The organism is Actinoplanes sp. NPDC051494, from assembly GCF_044454705.1.
In the GTDB taxonomy this organism is placed as follows: domain Bacteria; phylum Actinomycetota; class Actinomycetes; order Mycobacteriales; family Micromonosporaceae; genus Actinoplanes.
In genome coordinates, this window is sequence record NZ_JBITDZ010000002.1 from 79,438 (window position 1) to 98,783 (window position 19,346).

The following is a 19,346-nucleotide window of genomic DNA, read 5'->3' on the forward strand; positions in this document are numbered from 1 at the left end:
CGGATTTCATTGTGGCAGCCCCTGCTGGGCGAAGATCTGCACCATTTTCGTGTGGGCGTCGCGTACCGCCTGCGCCGGTGCCGCGCCCTGGGCGACCTGTTGCATCATGTCGGTGAGGACGTAGGCCGCGACGACGGCCTGCTGGCCGGCGCTGGCCTGCTGCGGGAAGCTCAGGCCGTTCTTGGTGGACAGCGGCAGCGGCTGCTGCGACATCTCCCGCAGGATGGGGAACGCCGGGTCGCCGCCGGCGAAGAACGGGTCGGCGTCCCAGACCTTCGCCCAGGCCGGCATCGCGAGGCCGGGCGCCTCTTTCGCCACCCCGACCAGGGCGGGCGCGCTGACCAGGTATTGCGCCAGGAGCTTGGCCAGCCCGGGGTTCTTGGCGCCCTTGAAGACGACGAAGCCCTGGGACTGGCCGAGCAGCAGGGACTTGTCGGTCGCCGGGCCGATGCAGTCGGAGAAGACGTGGGTCCTGTCGTACACCGGATTCTTCTTGGTCTTGGAATCGGCGTAGACGCTGAAGCTGTTGCGGGTGTAGCCGAGGATCCCGGCCAGCCAGTTCTCGTTGTTGCTGGTGTCGGTCCAGCTGGCGACGCCCGGCGGCAGCATCGGCTGGTATCTCGGGTTGGTGTAGATGTCGCCGAGGAACGTGACCGCCTGCACCGTCTCGGGGGAGTTGAACGTGACCTTGCGGCCGTCGTTGGAGGCGATCGCCCCGCCGTACGAGTTGATCAGCGCCTCGATCATGCCGTTGCCGTCGCCGGAGCGGTTGACCGTCATGCCCCAGCCGAAGCGGCGTCTGGCCGGATCGGAGATGGCCAGGCACAGGTCGCGCAGCTCCTCCCAGCTGTAGACGTCCTTGGGGGCGATGCCCTTGTCCTGCATCCAGTCCTTGCGCAGGAACGACCCGATCCCGATGAAGTGGTAGGGGATCGCGAACCACTTGCCGTCGAACACGCAGAAGTTCTTGGCCTCGGCGCAGGGTTCGCCGTAGACGGCCGTCAGCGTCCTGACGACGTCCGTCACGTCCTCGAGGTCGCCCAGCGCGTGGAACTGGGCGATGAACCGCGAGTCGGTCATGAACGCCAGGTCGCGGGCCACGCCACCCTTGACCTCGGCGTCGATCTTGGCGACCACGTCGCCGGCGTCGGCCTGGACCAGGCTGTTCTCGATCGTCGTCCCGGTGGCCCCGGCGAACGCGCCGATCGACCGGTCGAGCATCTCGTTGGCTTTGGTCGAGTACAGCTTCTGCGACAGCACCCCCATCGAGGTGCCCTTCATCGACGCCGCGGCGTCGAGCAATTCCTTCGGCACCTCGGCCTGCACTGTGGAGGGTGTATCGGACGTGCCGCCGCACGCGGCCAGACCGGCCGCACCCAGCACGCCCGCGCCGGTCGCCAGAAAGGTGCGCCGGGACCACAAAGACCTGTCACTCATGACTGACCGCCTTTTCGTTCGAAATCTCGAACAGCGTTCGATATACCGTACGATGTAGGCGCGACGCTAAACGAGCACCGTGAGAGGTGTCAATGTTTCGATGCGGTTTCCGGCGGGGAACGCTGAGTTCGCTATCGGGACGGGGTCTGGTGCCCCATCCGGGCGGACAGCGTGGCCGCGCCCTCGCGAACCAGGCCGGTCCACTGCTCGTGCGTCCCCGGCGTCCAGCGGATGATCGGCGCGGAGATGCTCATGGCGGCGACGGCACTGCCGGTGTGGTCGCGGACCGCCGCGGCGACGCACCGCATGGCACTGTCGGACTCACCGTCGTCGAACGCGACACCCTCGTCCCGCACCCGGGCGAGATGATCCCGCAGCCGGTCCGGGTCGGTGATGCTGTCCGGCGTCATGCCCGGCAGGTCGCCCGCCGGCAGCACCGCGTCCAGGCCGGCCCGATCGAGATCCGCCAGCAGCACCTTGCCCACCGCCGTGCAATGCGCCGGCAACCGCAATCCGACCCCGGAGACCATCCGTACGGGATGCGTGCTGTCGACCTTGACCAGGTAGACCACGTCGGCGCCGTCGAGCACGGCCACGTGGACCGCCTCGTCGCAGGCCGCGGCGATCTCGTGGGTCACCCCCCGCGCCTCCCGGACCAGGTCGAGCCGGCCGGCGAACGCCGAGCCCAGCTGGAACAGCGGCATGCCGAGCCGGTAACGCACCGGCTGACCCGGGACGGCGATCAGGTACGAACGGGCCACCAGCGTGACGAGCAACTCGTGGACGGTGGTGCGGGGCAGGTCCAGCCGTTCGGCCACATCGCGGGCCGACAACTGGGGGCGGTCCAGGAACAGTTCGAGAATGTCGAGTGCGCGGGTGACCGCCGGAACCACACGGGGCATGTCGGGTGAATCCCTTCGTCGGTCTCGACCTATATCAACACACCGAGGACGGTCAGATGTCGATCACTATCCACCACCTGCGCGCCGGTGACACGACGCGCTGGGCGGTATGCCGCGACGGCCGGTGGGGTGCGCTCGACCGTACCCTCGGCGACCTGCTCGCCCTGCCGCTCGACGAGGCCCGGGCGGTGGTCGACGCCGCCGCGGACGCCGCCGGCGGCACCATGCCCGGCGACACGGTGCTGCCACCCGTGGACCGGCAGGAGGTGTGGGCGGCCGGGGTGACGTACCTGCGCAGTCGCGACGGCCGCAAGGAGGAGTCCGGGCACGGCGCCCTCTACGACCACGTGTACGACAGCGACCGGCCCGAGATCTTCTTCAAGTCCAGCCCGTGGCGGGTCGTCGGCGACCGGGACGCCGTCGGCATCCGCGCCGACTCCGGCTGGGACGTCCCCGAGGCCGAGGTCGCCCTGGTGCTCGGCGCGTCCGGCGAGATCTTCGGGTACACCCTGGCCAACGACATGAGCAGCCGGTCGATCGAGGGCGAGAACCCGCTCTACCTGCCGCAGGCCAAGATCTACGACCGCTCCTGCGCCCTGGGGCCGGCGATCGTGCCGAGCTGGACGGCCGGTCCCGGACCCTTCCCGATCGGGTTGCGGGTGCATCGGGCGGGCCGCGAGATCTATGCGGCGACGACCTCCACCGCGGCGATGGCCCGCGGCTTCGGGGAACTGGCCGGCTGGTTGTTCCGGGCGCTGAGCTTCCCGGCCGGTGCGGTGCTGCTGACCGGCACCGGCATGGTCCCGGACGCCGGCTTCACCACGCGGCCCGGCGACACGATCGAGATCACCTCCCCGGCGCTCGGGACGCTGACCAATCCGGTTGTCGCGGTCGGCGCCGCGGCCCCCCGGGATTTCGCTGGCAGTGAACGCCGGAAGACATAGCCGCCGCCCGAAGTTGAGCAGCATGTACTCAACTTTTTCGGAGGTACCCGGTGACCAGCAAACGACTCCCCGTACTGTTCCTCGACGACATCGTCCTGCTCCCGGGCATGGTCGTGCAGGTCGAGATGGACGAGGCGGCGCAGGCCGCCGTCGACGCGGCCCGCACCTCGTCCGGCTCCGAACTGCTCATCGCCCCGCGCCTCGAGGACCGCTACGCCTCGCACGGCGTCGTGGCCACCGTGCGGCAGATCGGCAAGTCCCGGGGCGGCTCGCCCGCCGCGATGCTGCGCACCGGCACCCGCGCCCGTATCGGCAGCGGTGTGACCGGTCCCGGCGCGGCCCTGTGGGTCGAGGCCGAACCGGTCGAGGCCGGCAGGCCCGGTGAGCACGCCCGCGAACTCGCCGCCGAATACAAGCAGCTGGTCGTCTCCGTGCTGCAGCGCCGCGAGGCCTGGCAGGTCATCGACTCGGTCAGCGCCATCGACGACCCCGGTGACCTGGCCGACACCGCGGGCTGGGCGCCATACCTGTCCAACGACCGCAAGCGCGAACTGCTGGAGACCCCCGACGTCGAGGCCCGGCTGACGCTGCTCATCGACTGGACCCGGGACTTCCTGGCCGAGTCCGAGGTCAGCGACAAGATCGACACCGACGTCCGCGAGTCGGTCGAGAAGCGCAACCGCGAATACCTGCTGCGCGAGCAGCTCAAGGCCATCCGCAAGGAACTCGGCGAAGGCGACGCCGCCGGCACCGACGACTACCGCGCCCGCGTCGAGGGGGCCGACCTGCCCGATTCCGTACGCGAGGCCGCGCTGCGCGAGGTCGACAAGCTCGAACGCGCCGGCGACCAGAACCCCGAGGCGGGCTACCTGCGGACCTGGCTGGACACCGTGCTCGCCCTGCCCTGGAGCGAGCGCACCACCGACAACACCGACCTGGCCGCCGCCCGCGCGGTGCTCGACGCCGACCACCACGGCCTCGACGAGGTCAAGGACCGCATCGTCGAATACCTCGGCGTCCGCGCCCGCCGCGAGTCGCGGGGCACGGCCAACGTCGGCGGCCGCGGATCCGGCGCGGTGATCCTGCTCGCCGGCCCGCCCGGGGTCGGCAAGACCTCCCTCGGCGAATCGGTCGCGCGCACCCTGGGCCGCAAGTTCGTCCGGGTCGCGCTCGGCGGCGTCCGGGACGAGGCGGAGATCCGCGGACATCGCCGTACGTACGTGGGTGCCCTTCCCGGCCGCATCGTGCGCGCCATCCGCGAGGCCGGCTCGATGAACCCGGTCGTGCTGCTCGACGAGGTCGACAAGGTCGGCAGCGACTACCGCGGCGACCCGGCGGCGGCGCTGCTCGAGGTGCTCGACCCGGCACAGAACCACACGTTCCGCGACCACTACCTCGACCTCGACCTGGACCTGTCCGACGTCCTGTTCATCGCGACCGCGAACGTGCTGGACTCCATCCCGCAGGCGCTGTTCGACCGGATGGAGCTCATCTCCATCGACGGTTACACCGAGAACGACAAGGTCGCCATCGCCCGCGATTTCCTGCTGCCCCGCCAGCTCGAACGCGCGGCCCTGTCCGCCGACGAGGTCACCGTCACCGACGACGCGTTGCGCGAGATCGCCGCGAACTACACCCGCGAGGCCGGTGTCCGCTCGTTCGAGCGGCTGCTGGCCAAGGCGTTCCGCAAGGTCGCCCTGCGCGAGCTGCCGGCCACGGTCGCGGCCGAGGACCTCAAGGACCTGATCGGCCGCCCCCGCTTCACACCGGAGTCGTCCGAGCGTACGGCCGTGCCCGGGGTGTCGACCGGCCTGGCCGTGACCGGGATGGGCGGCGACGTCCTCTACATCGAGGCATCCCTGCTGCCCGGCGACAAGGGCGGCCTGTCGGTCACCGGCCAGCTCGGCGACGTGATGAAAGAATCGGCGCAGATCGCGCTGTCCTACGTCCGGGCCCACGCCGACGAACTCGGCGTCTCACCGGAACAACTGGACCACCCGATCCACCTGCACGTGCCGGCGGGAGCGGTGCCCAAGGACGGCCCCTCGGCGGGCGTCACGATGACGACCGCGCTGGTCTCGCTGCTGCTGGGCCGCAACGTCCGCGCGGACGTCGGCATGACCGGTGAGGTCTCATTGACCGGCCGGGTGCTGCCGATCGGCGGGGTCAAGCAGAAACTGCTCGCCGCCCAGCGGGCCGGCCTCACCGAGGTCTACCTGCCGCAGCGCAACGCCCCCGACCTCGACGACGTCCCGGCCGACGTCCTGACCGCACTGACCGTACACACCGTCTCCGACGTCCGCGAGATCCTGGAAACAGCCCTGGAACCGGTCTCGGCGAACGTCACCGCGGCGGCCTGAGGGTTCCGGCGGCCCCGGGCCCTGGCCATGTCATCCATGGCCAGGGCCCGGGTGGGCGGAGGTCAGCTCCTGGCGCACCGCCTCACGAGCGATCTGGGTGATCACCTGGGTCTCGGCGCGCAGCCGGCCTCGACGGCCGCCTCGACCGCCGCACGGGTTTCTTCCGGCGGAACCTGGAAGACACCGAAGCCCAGTTGGGGATGGTGCGGCCGTCGTTGAGGGAGATGACCAGGATTACCGAAGTCATGGTTTCCTCGCGCGATCACCCTCTCCGGTCAGCTGACGGGCGCAGCGCGGATATCGCGGTCTCGGCAGTGGTCAGCGCCTCGGCCAGCGTCCGGGTGTTCTCCTGGACCTCCTGCAGGGCACGCCTGGCGGCCGCGACGGTGCTGCCGTGCCGGCCGGTCGTGCCGGATGCCGAGAGCTCCGTGGTGACCTCGTCGTTGAGGTAGCGCGTGAGCTGGGCCACGGTCTGGCGCAGGTCCCCGGCCATCCGGTTCAGCGCGGCGAGCACGTCCTCGACGTCGTCCGAGCCGGCCAGGCCCGGGTACCCGACCTCCGGCCCGGTTGCGTCGTTCAGCAACCCGACCGCTTCAGCCGCCACGGTCGCCAGTGCGGGCGCGTCCTCATCGATCGATGAACTCATGCTGACGCTGTACCCCGAGTAGGAGCCGCGCATTCACGTCAGGTCTCGCGCAAGTACCGGCGCCACGACTAGCGTGCCGGGACGATGAGGAACACAACCGAGATACGCCGCTGGGATTACCCCGCCGTTGCCGCCGGCCTGCTCGCCGGCGCGCTCGGTGTGGTGTGGGCCGGGTGGCTGGCCCGTAACTCGGGCGATCTCACCGCCCAGTACGCCTGGACCGACTTCGTCCGGCGCCATCCCGGATCGGCGTACAACTTCTCCTGGTACGGCGGGATGCATCCGATGTCGTACAGCGCCGTCTCGCCGTACCTGATGGCCTTGATCGGGGTCCGGACCACCGGCGTGCTGGCCTGTATCGCCTCGGCCGTGCTCGGTGGTCTGCTGGTGAGCCGTTCCGGGATCGGCCGGCCGCTGGTGCCGGCGCTCTGGCTGGCGCTCGCCGTCTGGGGAAACCTCGCCACCGGCCGGGTCACCTACCTGCTCGGCATGGTGTTCGTCCTGGCCGCCGCCATCGCCGTGCTGCCCGGTCCCGTGCTTCCCGGGACCGTGCTTCCCGGGACCGGCCGCCGCGCGCCCCGGCCGGTGCTCGCGGCGCTGTTCGGCACGGTGGCCACCCTGTGCAGCCCGGTCGCCGGACTCTTCGTCGCGGTGCTGGCCGCGGCACTGTTCCTGACCGGCCGCCGCCGGCCCGCCCTGTGGCTCGCTCCCGGGCCACCGCTGGTGATCGGGGCGACCACGCTGCTGTTCCCGTTCTCCGGCGTCCAGCCGTTCCCGCTGGGTTCCGCGCTGCTGACCTGCGCCGCCGCGGCCTCCGTCGCGGTGCTGACCCCACGGTCATGGCGGACGGTACGGGCCGGCGCGTGGGTGTACTGCGCCGGTGCCGCGTTGTGCTGGTTGCTGCCCACCCCGATCGGCAGCAACGTGCAACGACTCGCCCTGCTGGGAGCCGCGGCGATCCTCATCGGTGCCGCCGTCCTGCGGGAACGCACCGGCCGGTGGATGGTGGCGACCTACGTGGCCACAGCCGGGCTGGTGGTCTGGACCGTGGTGCAACCGGTCAACGACTACACCCGGATGGACGCGGTCGCCGACGCCCGGCCGCTGCTCGCCGAGCTCCGGCAGCTCGGCGCCGAGCGGGGACGCGTCGAGGTGGTGCCGCTGCGGACGCACGGGGAGGCGTTCGGCGTCGCACCGCACGTCAACCTGGCCCGGGGCTGGAACCGGCAGGCCGACGCCGGACGCAACCCGCTGTTCTACGACGGCACCCTGACCGCGGCCACCTACCGGGACTGGCTGAGGACATGGGGCGTCGGTTATGTGGTGCTGCCGAGCGCGAAACTGGACGGTGCCGGGATCGCCGAGGCCAGGATCGTCGCGGCCGGCCCGTCGTGGCTGTCGCCGGTGTGGCAGAACCCGGACTGGCGGGTCTACCGGGTCGAGGCCGCCACCGGGCTGGCCGGCGCACCCGCGACCGTCACCCGCGTCGACCCGGCGTCCGTCACCGTCCGGATGCCCGGCCCGGGATCGACCGTGCTGCGGGTGGCCTGGTCACCGTGGCTGACCGTCGAGGGGGCCTGCCTGGCGCGCCGTGGTGAATGGACCGAGCTGGTCACCCCGGCGGCCGGCACGTTCACCGTCGAAGCCCGGTACACCCCGCACCGGGGCGCGCCGTGCGATCGGTGACGGGAACGTGCCGTACGCGCGGGATTCAGGCCAGCTGGGACACCGCCGAGCCCATCACGTCGATGATGGCGGTGGGATCGGTGATCCCGGTGGCGTACACGTAGAGCGCCGTGTAGCCGAGCCCGGCCAGCTCGTGGCCGGTGCGCACGATGTCGTCGGCGGTCGTGGCCGGGTCCATGCGGGTGATCGCGGTCTTCTCGATGGTGTCGTAGTCCCGGTCGAGCTTGTCGCAGTGCGCGCGCAGCACGTCGAGTTTGTGGGCCGCCTCCGGCCCGGCGAAGATGTTGCACGCGTCGGCGTACTGCGCGACGAGCTTGAGGGTGCGCTGTTCGCCGCCGCCACCGATCATCAGGTACGGCCGGTCGCCCTGCAGCGGCTGCGGAGTGTTGAGGGTCCGTCCGAGCTGGTAGTACTCGCCGTCGAAGCCCTCCTCGGAGGGTGACCACATCTGCAGGCAGATGCGGATGGCCTCCTCGAGGCGGTCCATGCGTTCCTTGGTCGGCGGGAAGCGGAAGCCCAGCCCCACGGACTCGTCCTCGTTCCAGGCCGCGCCGATGCCGAGGCCGGCCCGGCCACCGGACAGCACGTCGAGGGTGCTGATGGCCTTGGCCAGCAGCGCCGGTTCGCGATAGATGACACCGGTCACCAGCGTGTGCAGGCGGGCGGTGCTGGTGTGCGCGGCGAGGTAGCCGAGCAGCGTGTAGGCCTCCAGCATGTCGGTCTCGGCCGGGCCGACGCCGTTGATCTGCCAGAAGTGGTCCATGACCGTGATCCGGGTGACGCCGGCACTCTCACCGTCGCGTACGTGCCGGGCCAGGGCCGGGGCCAGGGCTTTGGGGCCGCCGTCCCAGGTGAAGTCGGCGATGTGCAAACCCAGTTCCACGAGGTCCTCATCTCAGTCGGAGAGCGAGTCTTCACCTAACCACTACCGGGGGCGACGCGCCGTCGAGGACGTTGTTCACGAGGGCGGTGGCGTAGGCCTCGCTCAGGGGTGCGTCGGGGATGAGCAGGCGGTGGTAGCAGGCGCCCCAGAGCTGGTCGACGAGGATGCCGAGGTCGATGTCGTCGCGCAGTTGTCCCCGGTCGCGGGCCTTCTCGAACGCGGTCAGGGCCAGCGCGCGGCGGGGCGCGGCGTAGTGCTCGGAGAACGCCGCGGACAGTTCCGGGTCGGTCTGGGCCAGGCCGATCAGCCCGGCGAGGACCGTGCCGGTGCCGTCGTGGGTGAGCAGCCGCACGAACGCGCACAGCTGGACGGTGAGGTCGGCCCGGATGTCGCCGGTGTCGGGGAATTCCAGCTGGTGCTCGCTGTGGGCGAAGTAGGCCTCGGCGGCCAGGGCGCCGGCCGCGCCCGCGCCGCTGTGCTGTGTCGCCATCGTCACCGGCGGTTCCGGCGGTATCGGCCGCGCCGTCGCCGAACGCCTCGCCCAGGACGGCACCGCGGTGGTGGTGCACTACAGCGGCAACGAGGCCAAGGCCCAGGACACCGTGAAGGCCGTCACCGCCGCCGGGGGACAGGCCACCGCGTTCGGCGGCGACGTCGCCGACCCCGAGGCCATGGCCGGCCTGTTCCAGCACGCCACCGACACCTTCGGCGGCATCGACGTCATCGCGAACACCGCCGGCATCATGCCGCTCGCCCCGATCGCCGAGATGGACCTCGAAACCTTCGACCGGATCCAGCGTACGAACGTCCGCGGCAGTTTCGTCATCAGCCGGCTCGCCGCCCGGCAGGTCCGAGCCGGCGGGGCGATCATCAATTTCTCGACGTCGATCACCCGGCTGCAGATGCCCACCTACGGCGCCTACGCCGCGTCCAAGGGTGCCGTCGAGGCGATGACGCTCATCCTCGCCCGGGAGCTGCGCGGCCGCGACGTCACGGTCAACACCATCGCCCCCGGACCCACCGCCACCCCGCTGTTCTTCGAGGGCAAGAGCGAACAGGTCATCAACCACATCGCGAGCCTCAACCCGATGGAACGCCTCGGCATCCCCGAGGACATCGCCGAGGTGGCCGCGTTCCTCGCCGGACCCGCCCGCTGGGTCAACGGCCAGATCCTCTACGCCAACGGCGGCGCCGCCTGATCCGGCGTAGGTTCGCAGGATGGAATACACCCGCCTGGGTCGTAGTGGCCTGTCCGTGTCCCGGCTCGTGCTCGGCACCATGAACTTCGGCCCGGAGACGTCCGAGGACGACAGTCACGCGATCATGGACCGCGCCCACGAGCACGGCATCAACTTCTTCGACACCGCCAACGTGTACGGCTGGAAGCAGGGCGAAGGCGTCACCGAGAACATCATCGGCCGCTGGTTCGCCGGCGGTGGCAACCGCCGCGAGAAGACCGTGCTGGCCACCAAGTACTACGGCAGCATGGGGGACTGGCCCAACGACGACCTGTCCTCCGCGCTCAACATCCGCCGGGCCTGCGACGCGTCACTCAAACGGCTGCGGACCGACTACATCGACCTGTATCAGATGCACCACATCGACCGGACCACCCCGTGGGACGAGATCTGGGAAGCGTTCAGCGTCCTGCGCCAGCAGGGCAAGGTCCTCTACTTCGGCTCGTCGAACTTCGCCGGCTGGCACCTCGCCCAGGCCCAGGAAGCCGCCCGGACCCGGCACTTCCTCGGCCTGGTCAGCGAACAGTCCATCTACAACCTGCTGACCCGCTGGGTCGAGCTCGAGGTGCTGCCCGCCGCCCGCGAGTACGGCATCGGCGTGATCCCCTGGTCACCGTTGCACAGCGGCCTGCTCGGCGGGGTCCTGCGCAAACAACGCGAGGGCGGCGCCTCCCGCAGCACCTCGGAACGCTCGGCCGCCACGCTGGCCAAACACCGGGACGCCATCGACGGGTACGAAAAACTGTGCGCGGACCTCGGCGAGGACCCGGCGAACGTGGGGCTGGCCTGGTTGCTGGCTCAGCCCGGCGTGACCGGGCCCATCATCGGCCCGCGCACCGCCGCCCAGCTCGACGGCGCCCTGCACGCCCTGCGGATCAAGCTGGACGAACCCACCCTGGCCCGGCTCGACGAGCTGTTCCCGCCGCCGGGGACCAACGGCGCCAAGCCCGCCCCGGAGGCGTACGCCTGGTGATCAGACCAGCCCTTGGGCCTCGCCGGTGGGCGGCACCACCACCGGCGGCTCCTCCGGCGGCGTCGACGGCTCCGGATCGGTGCCCGGCTCCTCCGGCTCGACCGGCGGCGAGCTGACGTCCGGCGACTCCGGTGTCGTCGACGGTTCCGGCGACGGGGAGTCCGACGGTGACGCGGACGGCGTCGACGGCGACGGGCTGGGCGAGGAGGCACTGACCGACGGCTTCGGCGACGTGGTGCGCCACACGGGTGCACTCGTGCGCACGGTCACCGGCACGACCGTGGTGGCCGCGGGCTCGGGTGCGGCCGACGGCGGGGCCGACGAGACCACCAGGGCCGGCGCCGACGCGGCCGGCGGGGTCTCGCCGACCGCGGCGTCGGCCGGATGACCACCCGGGGTCTCGGCCCCGTTGGCGAGCTGCAGACCCAGCACGCTCAGCGCCACGGTGACGGCACCCAGCGTCACCGTCACGACGGTGCGCCGCCCGGAACGCGTCGTCCGGACCGCCGGGATCAACGCGGTGAGCGGCTCCGAGCACCGGCGCAGGATCTCGGCGGCCGCCGCCGCGGTCGGGCGCCGGGCCGGATCGTCCGCCGTGCACGCCTCGTACAGGCGGATGATCTCGCGGGGCAGCTCGGGGATCCGCGGCAACCGCGGCGCCGGACGGTTGTGCCGGGCGGCGATGATCTCCATGATGCTGGTGCCCGGCCACGCCCGCGAAGCGGTGAGGCACTCGAACAACAGCAGGCCGAGCGCGTACACGTCGGCGGCCGGGAACGTCGCCTCACCGCGCAGCTGCTCCGGCGCGAGCGTCGCCGGGGTGCCCCACAGCCGGCCCTGGGTGTCGACGGCGTTCTTGCCCGCCGCGGCCGCGATCCCGAAGTCGAGGACCTTCGTCCCGTCCGGGGTGAGCATCACATTGCGCGGCTTGACGTCGCGATGCACCAGGTTCTGCTCGTGGGCGACGGCCAGCGCGGTGGCGATGTCCGCGCAGATCTCGGCGGCCCGGCGCCACGGCAGGGCGCCGGTGCCCGCGATCCGGTCGGCCAGCGTCTCGCCGGCCAGAAACTCCATGATCATGTACGGGGTGCGCTCGCCGCCGTCGGTGACCTCACCGAAGTCGTAGACCTGGGCGATGTTCGGGTGGTTGAGCCCCGCCGCGGTGCGCGCCTCCTGCAGCACGGCGTCCGCGGCACCGGCGGCATACGATCCGTACGGGAAGAACAACTTGATCGCGACGTGGCGCCGCAGCGTACGGTCGAAGCCTCGATGGACCACCGCACTGCCGCCGCTGCCGACGGCCTTGCCGACCCGGTAACGTCCTGCCAATTCCTGCACCGCGAACTCCCCCGACACCGGCGCCATCACCCACCGCAAGAACCACGCCGCAGCTCTGCCCGCCGGCCCGGTGGATGTCCGCAGATCCTACCCTGCCGCCGCCCCGACAAAACCGCGCCGATCGATGGGTGCTGTCCGACGGTCGCGTCCCGCGGCCGGGGACGGGTCTCTAAGCTGGGCGGATGAAGGTTCTGTCCATCCAGTCAGCGGTCGCCTACGGCCATGTCGGCAACTCCGCGGCCGTGTTCCCGCTGCAGCGCCTCGGCGTCGAGGTCATCCCGGTCCACACGGTGAACTTCTCCAACCACACGGGCTACGGCGCCTGGCGGGGCCCGCTCATCCCGCCGCCGGACGTGGCCGAGGTCCTCCTCGGCGTCGAGGAACGCGGCGTGTTCCCGAGGATCGACGCGGTGCTGTCCGGATACCAGGGCGGGGCCGGCATCGCCGACGTCATCGTCGACGCCGTGCGCCGGGTCAAGGCCGCGAACCCCGCGGCGGTCTACGCCTGCGACCCGGTCATGGGCAACGCCAGGTCCGGCTGCTTCGTCGCCCCCGAGATCCCGGTCCTGCTGCGCGACCGGGTCGTGCCGGTGGCCGACATCATCACCCCGAACCAGTTCGAACTGGGCTTCCTCACCGGCACCGAACCGGCGAGCATCGCGTCGACCCTCGCCTCGGCCGACCTCGCCCGCGCCATGGGCCCCTCGACCGTGCTGGTCACCAGCGTGGAACGCCCGGACCGCGAGGAGGGCACGATCGAGATGCTCGTCGTGGACGCCGCCGGGGCCTGGATCGTGAACACCCCGCACCTGCCGTTCAAGGCCAACGGGTCCGGTGACGTCACCGCCGCCCTGTTCACCGCCCACTACGCGACAACCGGGGACGCGGCGGTGTCGCTGGAACGCACCGCTTCGAGCGTCTTCGATCTGATCGAGACCACCTACCGCTCCGGCGAACGCGAGCTCCAGCTGGTGCAGGCCCAGGAGTTCTACGCGACGCCACGGATGCAGTTCAGTGCCGAGCAGGTGCGCTGACCGCCTAGAGTGCCCGCGTGACTTCACCGCTGCGTCCTGGTGGTGGAGTACGTCGACGGGCCGAGCCTGACCGAGGTCATCCGGGATCAGGGCCCGTTGCGCGGCGGCAGCCTGCACAGCCTCGCGGTCGGTGTCGCGTCGGCCCTGGTCGCGATCCACAGTGCCGGGATCGTGCACCGGGACCTGAAACCGGCGAACGTGCTGTTCGCGCTGGGCTCGCCGAAAGTCATCGACCTCGGCATCGCGAAAGCCGTGGAGGCGACGAGTCACCACACGCGCGCGGAGGAGATGGTCGGCACTCTCGCGTACATGCGTTCCCCAGCTCTGGCCGGGATCGTCGGCCGGGCACTGGTCAAGGAGCCCGCCCACCGCCCGACCGCGCAGGAACTCCTCCTGGACCTGACCGCCGGACCGGACCAGGTTGCCCCGGTCCGGCCGAGGTGCACCGCGCGGTCGAGGCGGCACGCGGCTTCGGCAGGAGCCGTCGCCGGTGGCGCCTCGCCGGGGTCGCCGCGGCCGCCGTCGTCCCCAGAGCGTCGTCGTCCCGCACGGCCACGGCCACGCCCACCACCGCGCCGACGGATACGACCCGGCAGTCCGCCACGGAGCTCTTCGACCCGCTGACCGCGGCCGAATTCTGGTCGATCGTCGTCGGTGACGGCGACGACGGCTGCGCCTTCGACGACGGCCTTGTCGGGCGGACCACGTCGTTGACGGCTACTACGCGCAGATCTGTGCCGACTATGTCGCCAACCACTTCCTGGAGGACGACGCGGTCGGTCACTCCGACTTCCGTAGCCGGCAGTCGGGCACGCTCAAGGAACTCCCGATCGAGAAATCGGGCCGGCACCTGATCGCGATCGACGTGCTCAAGAACGCCGCCAAGCTGTCGGTGGACGGCAAGGTAGTCCTGACCAGCGACCTGTCCGGGGGCAGGACCTCGGGCCCGCGCCGGGCCGACGGCCGGGTCACTTTCGGCGCCTCCGCCGGCGGCGACACCAAGGTGAAGGTCATCTTCACCGATGCCCGCATCACCGTCGGCTGAGGCCGAACACCCGGCGGTAGGCGGTGGGGGAGCAGACGTGGCCGCGGTGGCTGCTGTCTGCTCCCGGCCACGGGTGAATCAGCCTGCGGAGCCTTCTCCGCCGTGGTTCCGTGGTGCTGTGCGAATATCGGTCATCGTTACCCTCGCAGCGTGATGGGGCGGTCAGAGCTGCACCGACCGCTGTCCCGAGGTGACTGCGCCTGCTCACAGGCATTGCGGGGCAATTCTGACATATGCCATCTTATGCGGCGACTGAAACGCCGGACTTCGGGTACGTCACCCTCGGCTCAGCGCCATGCGGGCCCGTCTGGCCGGTTGTCGTTCCACTCGATACTCAGGTCCCACTCGTATTCGACCGGGGCGGCGGGATGGCTGGTCCAGACCCGGATGACATTACCCTCCGCGTCCCTCGCGGACTCACTGATGGTCCCGCGCCCGCTGCGCTCCCGGACGAAGATGTCGTGGGCGCTGCGGTCGACGACGAACCTGACGGAGAACCTGCCGATCGGGAAATTGCGGACGTCATAGCGCAGCACGTCGAATCCGATCGACCTCAGTGGGTTCCAGAGCCCGCCGGGGATGCGGTACGACATGTTCCAGCGCAGCGGCACCTCCCGTGCTGGGGTGTCGAAGAGGACAATCCCGCGGCCCGGTGTCGTGCCACTCTGCCAATGCGCCGTCACGGCCCCGGTGTCGACCGTCAGGTGAGGCGCTACGGGGGTGGCCCTCGCGTGGGATTCCACATAGGGCGAGATGAGGGTGAGGGTGCGTCCCTCAATGGCGTGGTGGGGCCGGGTGAGGCGCCTTTCCAGGACGTGGTCGCCGTCAGCGTCCTTCCCGACCCAGACCGTCAGTTCCAGATCCTCGTCGAAGTCGGTGTCGTCGGCCGCGCGCTCCGGTGCCCATCCGCCGGGGGGCGTGACCGGAGAGGCCGCGTGATCATTCTCGGCCGGGGGCGCGTTGTTTCTTGGGCATAACAGGAAGGTGATTCCGGCCAAGAGGGCGGCGAGGGCGACAATAGGCGAGATCCATCGTGCGCTGGAGCTCAGGGCGAGGGCCAGGTTCAGTCCGGCGACGGCGGCGACGGCGGCCCACATTCCTGGTGAGGCGGCCCTGGACAGCCGTCGGAGCGTTCGGCGCAGTGCGGTGCTCGGCCATTTCATAGCGCACCCTCTGGGCTCAGTTCCAGATACCATTTGATCGGATCGATGCCAGTTCCGGGTGGCTCGAGGAGCGCGGAGAGATCTGCTATACCGATCCGGTAGGTGCGATCGTGTGCGTCGGCGGCGGCCTGTTCAAAGGCCACCCCTTTCGGTAGGTCGTAAGCCTTGAGGGTGCCGAGCGTGGTCGGGATGCGGAAGATGAACGTGACCGCGCGTGCGGAGCTGCGTCGGCCGTTATCCTCACCCGGGCTGGCGGGTGGAGGCATCCACTCGAAGCGCTGTCCGCCCTGGCGAAGTTTGTCCCAGTATCCTGGGCAGCGGTAGCGGACCTCCCAGCGCACGCTCCGCTGCGGTGGCGCGAACGTGATCAGGGCGCGTGGTGTCAGGGCGCTGGTGAGCTCGACGGCGGTCACCTGCTCGTGGCCGATGGCGCGTACGCGTGTGAGGTGCGTGACTACCTCACGCCAGTGCATTGCCTGCTCTCTACCTCTGCTGAACGCCTCTAGTGCGTACCAGTGGACGACCTCCCCCTCGCGAGCCATGGTGATGTGGCTTTCTTCGACGTGATCGCTGCTCGGCCGGGTGCCTATATCAAAAATGATCTGCATTTCGTCGCTGTACGGCCTGGTCGAACCGAAAGCCGCCTCGAGGGCGCTCCGAATGTTCTGTAGTTCCAGTTCGTAGCTCTCCACGCGATCCATGAGGGCATCCCGCTCCTGTTCGAGCATGAGATAGTCGATTATCGGAACTCCTGTTCCGTCGTTCCGTCGTCGATTCCTGCCGATCTGATATGTCAAAGGGGCGAAGCCTGCGCCAAGGATGACGCCGGCGATGATCAGACCCTGTGTCGTTGGTCTGCCAGTGGTGACGATTTGAATGGCGCTGGAGACCGCGCCGCCAATGGCCAGGATGGCAAGACCGTGTCGGCGGAAGGGATTCCGGGGCCCGTCGCCGTTGGGACTCCCGTTCTCGGGCGGCCGTTCGGTCATGGTGTTGAGTCGGGGGTGAGCGGACCACGATGCCTGCTAACGTGGTTCGGTCGCGGGGCAAAGGCGGGCCGCGGCGGCGGCTCGACCGTGCCGTTAGCAAGATGCGCATTCCGTTGTGTGGGAAACATCAGTGTGAAGTCTACGAAGACTGTTCGCCACCCAGATATGTCGGAAATCCTACTGTGCGAGGAGATGATTTTCCGCGCCGCCCATCGGTGCTTATCGGGTCATGATCAGAAAATGGAAAGACCAGGTGGACGGCATGATCCGGCGATTCCGAGAAGTCGTCATGTTCCGTGCCATTCTGTGTCCGGGGCCGCTTGGTAACAGCCGCGCCCGTCGCGGAGGATGGCCGCCGCCGCTCCGTCCATAGCGGATCCGGGGTATTACAGTGCCCGCGTGACTTCACCGCTGCGTCCCGAGGATCCGCGTGTTCTGGGCCGTTATGAGCTGATCGGCCGGCTCGGTGAGGGCGGGGTGGGTTCCGTCTTCCTGGGGCGGGATCCGCTGGAGCGGCTGGTGGCCGTGAAGGTCATCAGGGCGGAGTACGCGCGGGCCGAGAACTTCCGGGCGCGGTTTCGCAGCGAGGTCAACCGGGCCCGCGAAGTGCCCGCGTTCTGCACCGCGGAGGTCCTGGACGCCAATCCCGAGCACGCGACGCCGTACCTGGTGGTGGAGTTCGTCGACGGGCCGAGCCTGCCCGAGGTCATCCAGGACCGGGGCCCGTTGCGCGGCGGCAACCTGCACAGCGTCGCGGTCGGTGTCGCGTCGGCGCTGGTGGCGATCCACAGTGCCGGGATCGTGCACCGGGATCTGAAACCGGCGAACGTGCTGTTCGCGCTGGTTGCGCCGAAGGTCATCGACTTCGGGATTGCCAAGGCCGTCGAGGCGACCAGCCATCACACGCAGACCCAGGAGATGGTCGGCACGCTCGCGTACATGTCTCCGGAGGTGGATCTGGCGTTGTCGCCGGCCGCTGACATCTTCGCGTGGGGTGCGCTGGTGGCCTATGCCGCCACCGGCCGCAATCCGTTCGCCGGGGACAGCCCGGTGGCGACCGCGGGCCGGATCCGGACCCAGCCGCCGCTGCTGGCCGGGGTGCCGGCCGGGCTGGTGGGGATCGTCGGGCGGGCGCTGGCCAAGGATCCGGGGCAGCGGCCGACCGGGTGGGAGCTGCTCCTCGAGCTGACCGCCGGGCGCGACGACGACGCGACGGTCCCGGTCGAGGTGCACCGGGCGGTCGAGGGTGCCCGGGGGATCGGCCGGAGCCGGCGCCGGTGGTACCCGGCGGCGGCCGTCGTGGTGCTCCTCGCCGTCGGCGGGGCCTGGGTGGGAACGCGACTGGCGCGGGACGAGAAGCGGGGCGAGAAGCAGGACGGGACGACGGTCGCCGCCGCAGCGTCGTCGACCGCGGTCCGGCAGTCGGCGAAGGAGCTCTTCGACCCGCTGACCACGGCACGGTTGTGGTCGCCCTTCGGCGCGGAGGGCAAGGGCTGCGCCTTCGACGACGGCCTGGTCATCGAGACGACGTTCTCCCTACAGTGCGAATCCGGGCCGCACCGGATCGGCGTGGACGTGGTCAGGAGCATGGCGCAGGTGTCCGTGGACGGCAGGACGATCCTGACCGGCGACCTGTCCCGGGGCGAGGCCTCCGGTGCGCGGCACACCAGCGGCCGGGTGGCGCTCGGCGCCTCCGTCGGCGGCGGCGGTCCCGCGGTCACGGTGGTGCTGCGTGATCTCCACGTCACGGTCGACTGATGGGTGCGGACCTGCGCGTACGCTCGTCGGCATGGATGCGCCGGCCCGTGTTGACCTCAGTCTGGGCACGTGGCGGCGGGACCCGGGCACGGTCGTCCGGCAGGCCGTGCCGATGCCTGCGCAGGGCCCGGAGTCGCTCACGATCGTCGCCGGGTCCGAGGTGACCGGGGTGGCGACGGAGTGGCCGCCGCACGCGCACCCGATGCACGAGCTGGTGTGGGTGCGCGGCGGGACGCTCACCTCCCGGGTCGGGAACCGGATCTTCACCGTGCCGCCCGGCTGGGGGCTGTGGCTGCCCGCCGGTGTCACGCACGGGGGCCGGCTGACCGCCGGCGCGGAGCTGCACGACGCGTTCTTCGCCCCGGAACGGACCCCGGTCGCGTTCGCCGGGCCGACCTCGATCGCGGTGACCCCGCTGCTGGAGTCGTTGCTGCTGCGCCTGGCGCGCAAGGATCTCGACGCCGCCGCGAGGGCGCGGACCGAGGCGGTCGTGTTCGACGTGCTCGATCCCACCGAGCGGCAGTTCGCGCTGGAGCTGCCGGGTGATCCCCGGATCGACCCGATCGCCGAGGCCCTGCTCGCCGATCCCGCCGATGACCGTGGCCTGCAGGATTGGGCGGCGCAGCTGGGTCTCAGCGACCGGACCATCACCCGGGCGTTCCGCGGGGCGACCGGGCTGTCGTTCGCCCAGTGGCGTCAGGCGCTGCGGGTGCACGAGGCGCTGGCGCTGCTGTCCGAGGGTGTCGACGTCCGCGAGGTGTCCGAGCGGCTCGGGTATTCACAGCCGAGCACGTTCATCGATGCGTTCCGGCGCGTGGTGCAGGTGACACCCGGCCGGCTGTCCGGAATCCCGTATCACCTGTCCTGAGTCCGGGATTGCCGTCAAGCGGCCGGTCACCTAGCCTCCGTAAGGCAAGGCAACCCTTACTCAGCGAGGGCCTGCTGCCCCC

Annotated in this window: 18 protein-coding genes; 10 read left to right on the forward strand and 8 right to left on the reverse strand. The window is 70.4% G+C overall.

The genetic code is table 11. The features are described from left to right. Positions 1-6 precede the first annotated feature (6 nt). Entirely contained in the window at positions 7-1,437 is a 1,431-nt protein-coding gene (locus tag ACIA6A_RS07235) for an extracellular solute-binding protein (RefSeq protein WP_396096564.1), read from the reverse strand. A gap of 131 nt (positions 1,438-1,568) precedes the next feature. Further along, the gene (locus tag ACIA6A_RS07240) at positions 1,569-2,339 is read right to left on the reverse strand and encodes an IclR family transcriptional regulator (RefSeq protein ID WP_396096565.1); all 771 of its coding nucleotides are present in this window, start codon (positions 2,337-2,339) and stop codon (positions 1,569-1,571) included. 56 nt (positions 2,340-2,395) lie between these two features. Here ACIA6A_RS07240 and ACIA6A_RS07245 point away from each other — a divergent pair, with 56 nt between their 5' ends. Together ACIA6A_RS07245 and lon are read left to right on the forward strand one after the other, a co-directional pair. Next, positions 2,396-3,283: a fumarylacetoacetate hydrolase family protein gene (locus ACIA6A_RS07245; RefSeq protein ID WP_396096566.1), complete on the forward strand. Its 888-nt coding sequence runs from the start codon at positions 2,396-2,398 to the stop codon at positions 3,281-3,283. A 50-nt stretch (positions 3,284-3,333) separates the two neighbouring features. Continuing rightward, on the forward strand, positions 3,334-5,643 hold the full coding sequence (lon, locus tag ACIA6A_RS07250) for an endopeptidase La (protein ID WP_396096567.1): 2,310 nt from the start codon (positions 3,334-3,336) through the stop codon (positions 5,641-5,643). 262 nt (positions 5,644-5,905) lie between these two features. Here lon and ACIA6A_RS07255 read toward each other — a convergent pair whose 3' ends face one another. Continuing rightward, entirely contained in the window at positions 5,906-6,289 is a 384-nt protein-coding gene (locus tag ACIA6A_RS07255) for a hypothetical protein (protein ID WP_396096568.1), read from the reverse strand. A gap of 84 nt (positions 6,290-6,373) precedes the next feature. Here ACIA6A_RS07255 and ACIA6A_RS07260 point away from each other — a divergent pair, with 84 nt between their 5' ends. Further along, positions 6,374-7,975 carry an MFS transporter gene (locus ACIA6A_RS07260; protein WP_396096569.1) on the forward strand — a complete coding sequence of 534 codons (1,602 nt, stop codon included), beginning with the start codon at positions 6,374-6,376 and terminating at the stop codon, positions 7,973-7,975. A gap of 25 nt (positions 7,976-8,000) precedes the next feature. Here ACIA6A_RS07260 and ACIA6A_RS07265 read toward each other — a convergent pair whose 3' ends face one another. Together ACIA6A_RS07265 and ACIA6A_RS07270 are read right to left on the reverse strand one after the other, a co-directional pair. Continuing rightward, positions 8,001-8,858 (reverse strand): LLM class F420-dependent oxidoreductase, encoded by an 858-nt coding sequence (locus ACIA6A_RS07265; protein WP_396096570.1) that lies wholly within the window; start codon positions 8,856-8,858, stop codon positions 8,001-8,003. A 31-nt stretch (positions 8,859-8,889) separates the two neighbouring features. Then, a complete protein-coding gene (locus tag ACIA6A_RS07270; RefSeq protein WP_396097606.1) occupies positions 8,890-9,348 on the reverse strand; it encodes a TetR-like C-terminal domain-containing protein in 459 nt (152 codons plus the stop codon). Between ACIA6A_RS07270 and ACIA6A_RS07275 the strand changes: the two genes are divergently transcribed. Together ACIA6A_RS07275 and ACIA6A_RS07280 are read left to right on the forward strand one after the other, a co-directional pair. Then, complete coding sequence (locus tag ACIA6A_RS07275) at positions 9,332-10,057, forward strand: SDR family oxidoreductase (RefSeq protein ID WP_396097607.1); 726 nt, start codon at positions 9,332-9,334, stop codon at positions 10,055-10,057. The genes ACIA6A_RS07270 and ACIA6A_RS07275 overlap by 17 nt on opposite strands. 19 nt (positions 10,058-10,076) lie before the next feature. Beyond that, positions 10,077-11,069: an aldo/keto reductase gene (locus ACIA6A_RS07280; protein WP_396096571.1), complete on the forward strand. Its 993-nt coding sequence runs from the start codon at positions 10,077-10,079 to the stop codon at positions 11,067-11,069. On the opposite strand, the gene ACIA6A_RS07285 is transcribed toward ACIA6A_RS07280, so the two are convergent. Further along, positions 11,070-12,407 (reverse strand): serine/threonine-protein kinase, encoded by a 1,338-nt coding sequence (locus ACIA6A_RS07285; RefSeq protein WP_396096572.1) that lies wholly within the window; start codon positions 12,405-12,407, stop codon positions 11,070-11,072. It lies immediately after the preceding gene. A 182-nt stretch (positions 12,408-12,589) separates the two neighbouring features. On the opposite strand from ACIA6A_RS07285, the gene pdxY reads away from it, so the two are divergent. The 3 genes from pdxY to ACIA6A_RS07300 all read left to right on the forward strand — a co-directional run bounded on the left by pdxY (position 12,590) and on the right by ACIA6A_RS07300 (position 14,486). Then, positions 12,590-13,441, forward strand: coding sequence for a pyridoxal kinase PdxY (gene pdxY / locus ACIA6A_RS07290; RefSeq protein WP_396096574.1), 852 nt, complete (start codon positions 12,590-12,592; stop codon positions 13,439-13,441). 42 nt (positions 13,442-13,483) lie between these two features. Further along, complete coding sequence (locus tag ACIA6A_RS07295; RefSeq protein ID WP_396096575.1) at positions 13,484-14,065, forward strand: protein kinase; 582 nt, start codon at positions 13,484-13,486, stop codon at positions 14,063-14,065. Between the two features lie 241 nt (positions 14,066-14,306). Then, entirely contained in the window at positions 14,307-14,486 is a 180-nt protein-coding gene (locus ACIA6A_RS07300) for a hypothetical protein (RefSeq protein WP_396096576.1), read from the forward strand. A 287-nt stretch (positions 14,487-14,773) separates the two neighbouring features. Here ACIA6A_RS07300 and ACIA6A_RS07305 read toward each other — a convergent pair whose 3' ends face one another. Continuing rightward, a complete protein-coding gene (locus ACIA6A_RS07305; RefSeq protein ID WP_396096578.1) occupies positions 14,774-15,583 on the reverse strand; it encodes a hypothetical protein in 810 nt (269 codons plus the stop codon). A gap of 62 nt (positions 15,584-15,645) precedes the next feature. After that, positions 15,646-16,638: a hypothetical protein gene (locus ACIA6A_RS07310; protein WP_396096579.1), complete on the reverse strand. Its 993-nt coding sequence runs from the start codon at positions 16,636-16,638 to the stop codon at positions 15,646-15,648. Positions 16,639-17,037: 399 nt separating this feature from the next. Here ACIA6A_RS07310 and ACIA6A_RS07315 point away from each other — a divergent pair, with 399 nt between their 5' ends. Further along, complete coding sequence (locus ACIA6A_RS07315) at positions 17,038-18,396, forward strand: serine/threonine-protein kinase (RefSeq protein WP_396096580.1); 1,359 nt, start codon at positions 17,038-17,040, stop codon at positions 18,394-18,396. 31 nt (positions 18,397-18,427) lie between these two features. Next, positions 18,428-19,264: a helix-turn-helix domain-containing protein gene (locus ACIA6A_RS07320; RefSeq protein ID WP_396096581.1), complete on the forward strand. Its 837-nt coding sequence runs from the start codon at positions 18,428-18,430 to the stop codon at positions 19,262-19,264. Positions 19,265-19,346: the final 82 nt, after the last annotated feature.

Coding starts and splice junctions, on each gene's coding strand:
- ACIA6A_RS07320 (WP_396096581.1), top strand. CDS start 18,428: ATGGATGCGCCGGCCCGTGTTGACCTCAGTCTGGGCACGTGGCGGCGG.
- ACIA6A_RS07235 (WP_396096564.1), bottom strand. CDS start 1,437: ATGAGTGACAGGTCTTTGTGGTCCCGGCGCACCTTTCTGGCGACCGGC.
- ACIA6A_RS07240 (WP_396096565.1), bottom strand. CDS start 2,339: ATGCCCCGTGTGGTTCCGGCGGTCACCCGCGCACTCGACATTCTCGAA.
- ACIA6A_RS07255 (WP_396096568.1), bottom strand. CDS start 6,289: ATGAGTTCATCGATCGATGAGGACGCGCCCGCACTGGCGACCGTGGCG.
- ACIA6A_RS07310 (WP_396096579.1), bottom strand. CDS start 16,638: ATGACCGAACGGCCGCCCGAGAACGGGAGTCCCAACGGCGACGGGCCC.
- ACIA6A_RS07270 (WP_396097606.1), bottom strand. CDS start 9,348: ATGGCGACACAGCACAGCGGCGCGGGCGCGGCCGGCGCCCTGGCCGCC.
- ACIA6A_RS07280 (WP_396096571.1), top strand. CDS start 10,077: ATGGAATACACCCGCCTGGGTCGTAGTGGCCTGTCCGTGTCCCGGCTC.
- pdxY (WP_396096574.1), top strand. CDS start 12,590: ATGAAGGTTCTGTCCATCCAGTCAGCGGTCGCCTACGGCCATGTCGGC.
- ACIA6A_RS07260 (WP_396096569.1), top strand. CDS start 6,374: ATGAGGAACACAACCGAGATACGCCGCTGGGATTACCCCGCCGTTGCC.
- ACIA6A_RS07305 (WP_396096578.1), bottom strand. CDS start 15,583: ATGTGGGCCGCCGTCGCCGCCGTCGCCGGACTGAACCTGGCCCTCGCC.
- ACIA6A_RS07245 (WP_396096566.1), top strand. CDS start 2,396: ATGTCGATCACTATCCACCACCTGCGCGCCGGTGACACGACGCGCTGG.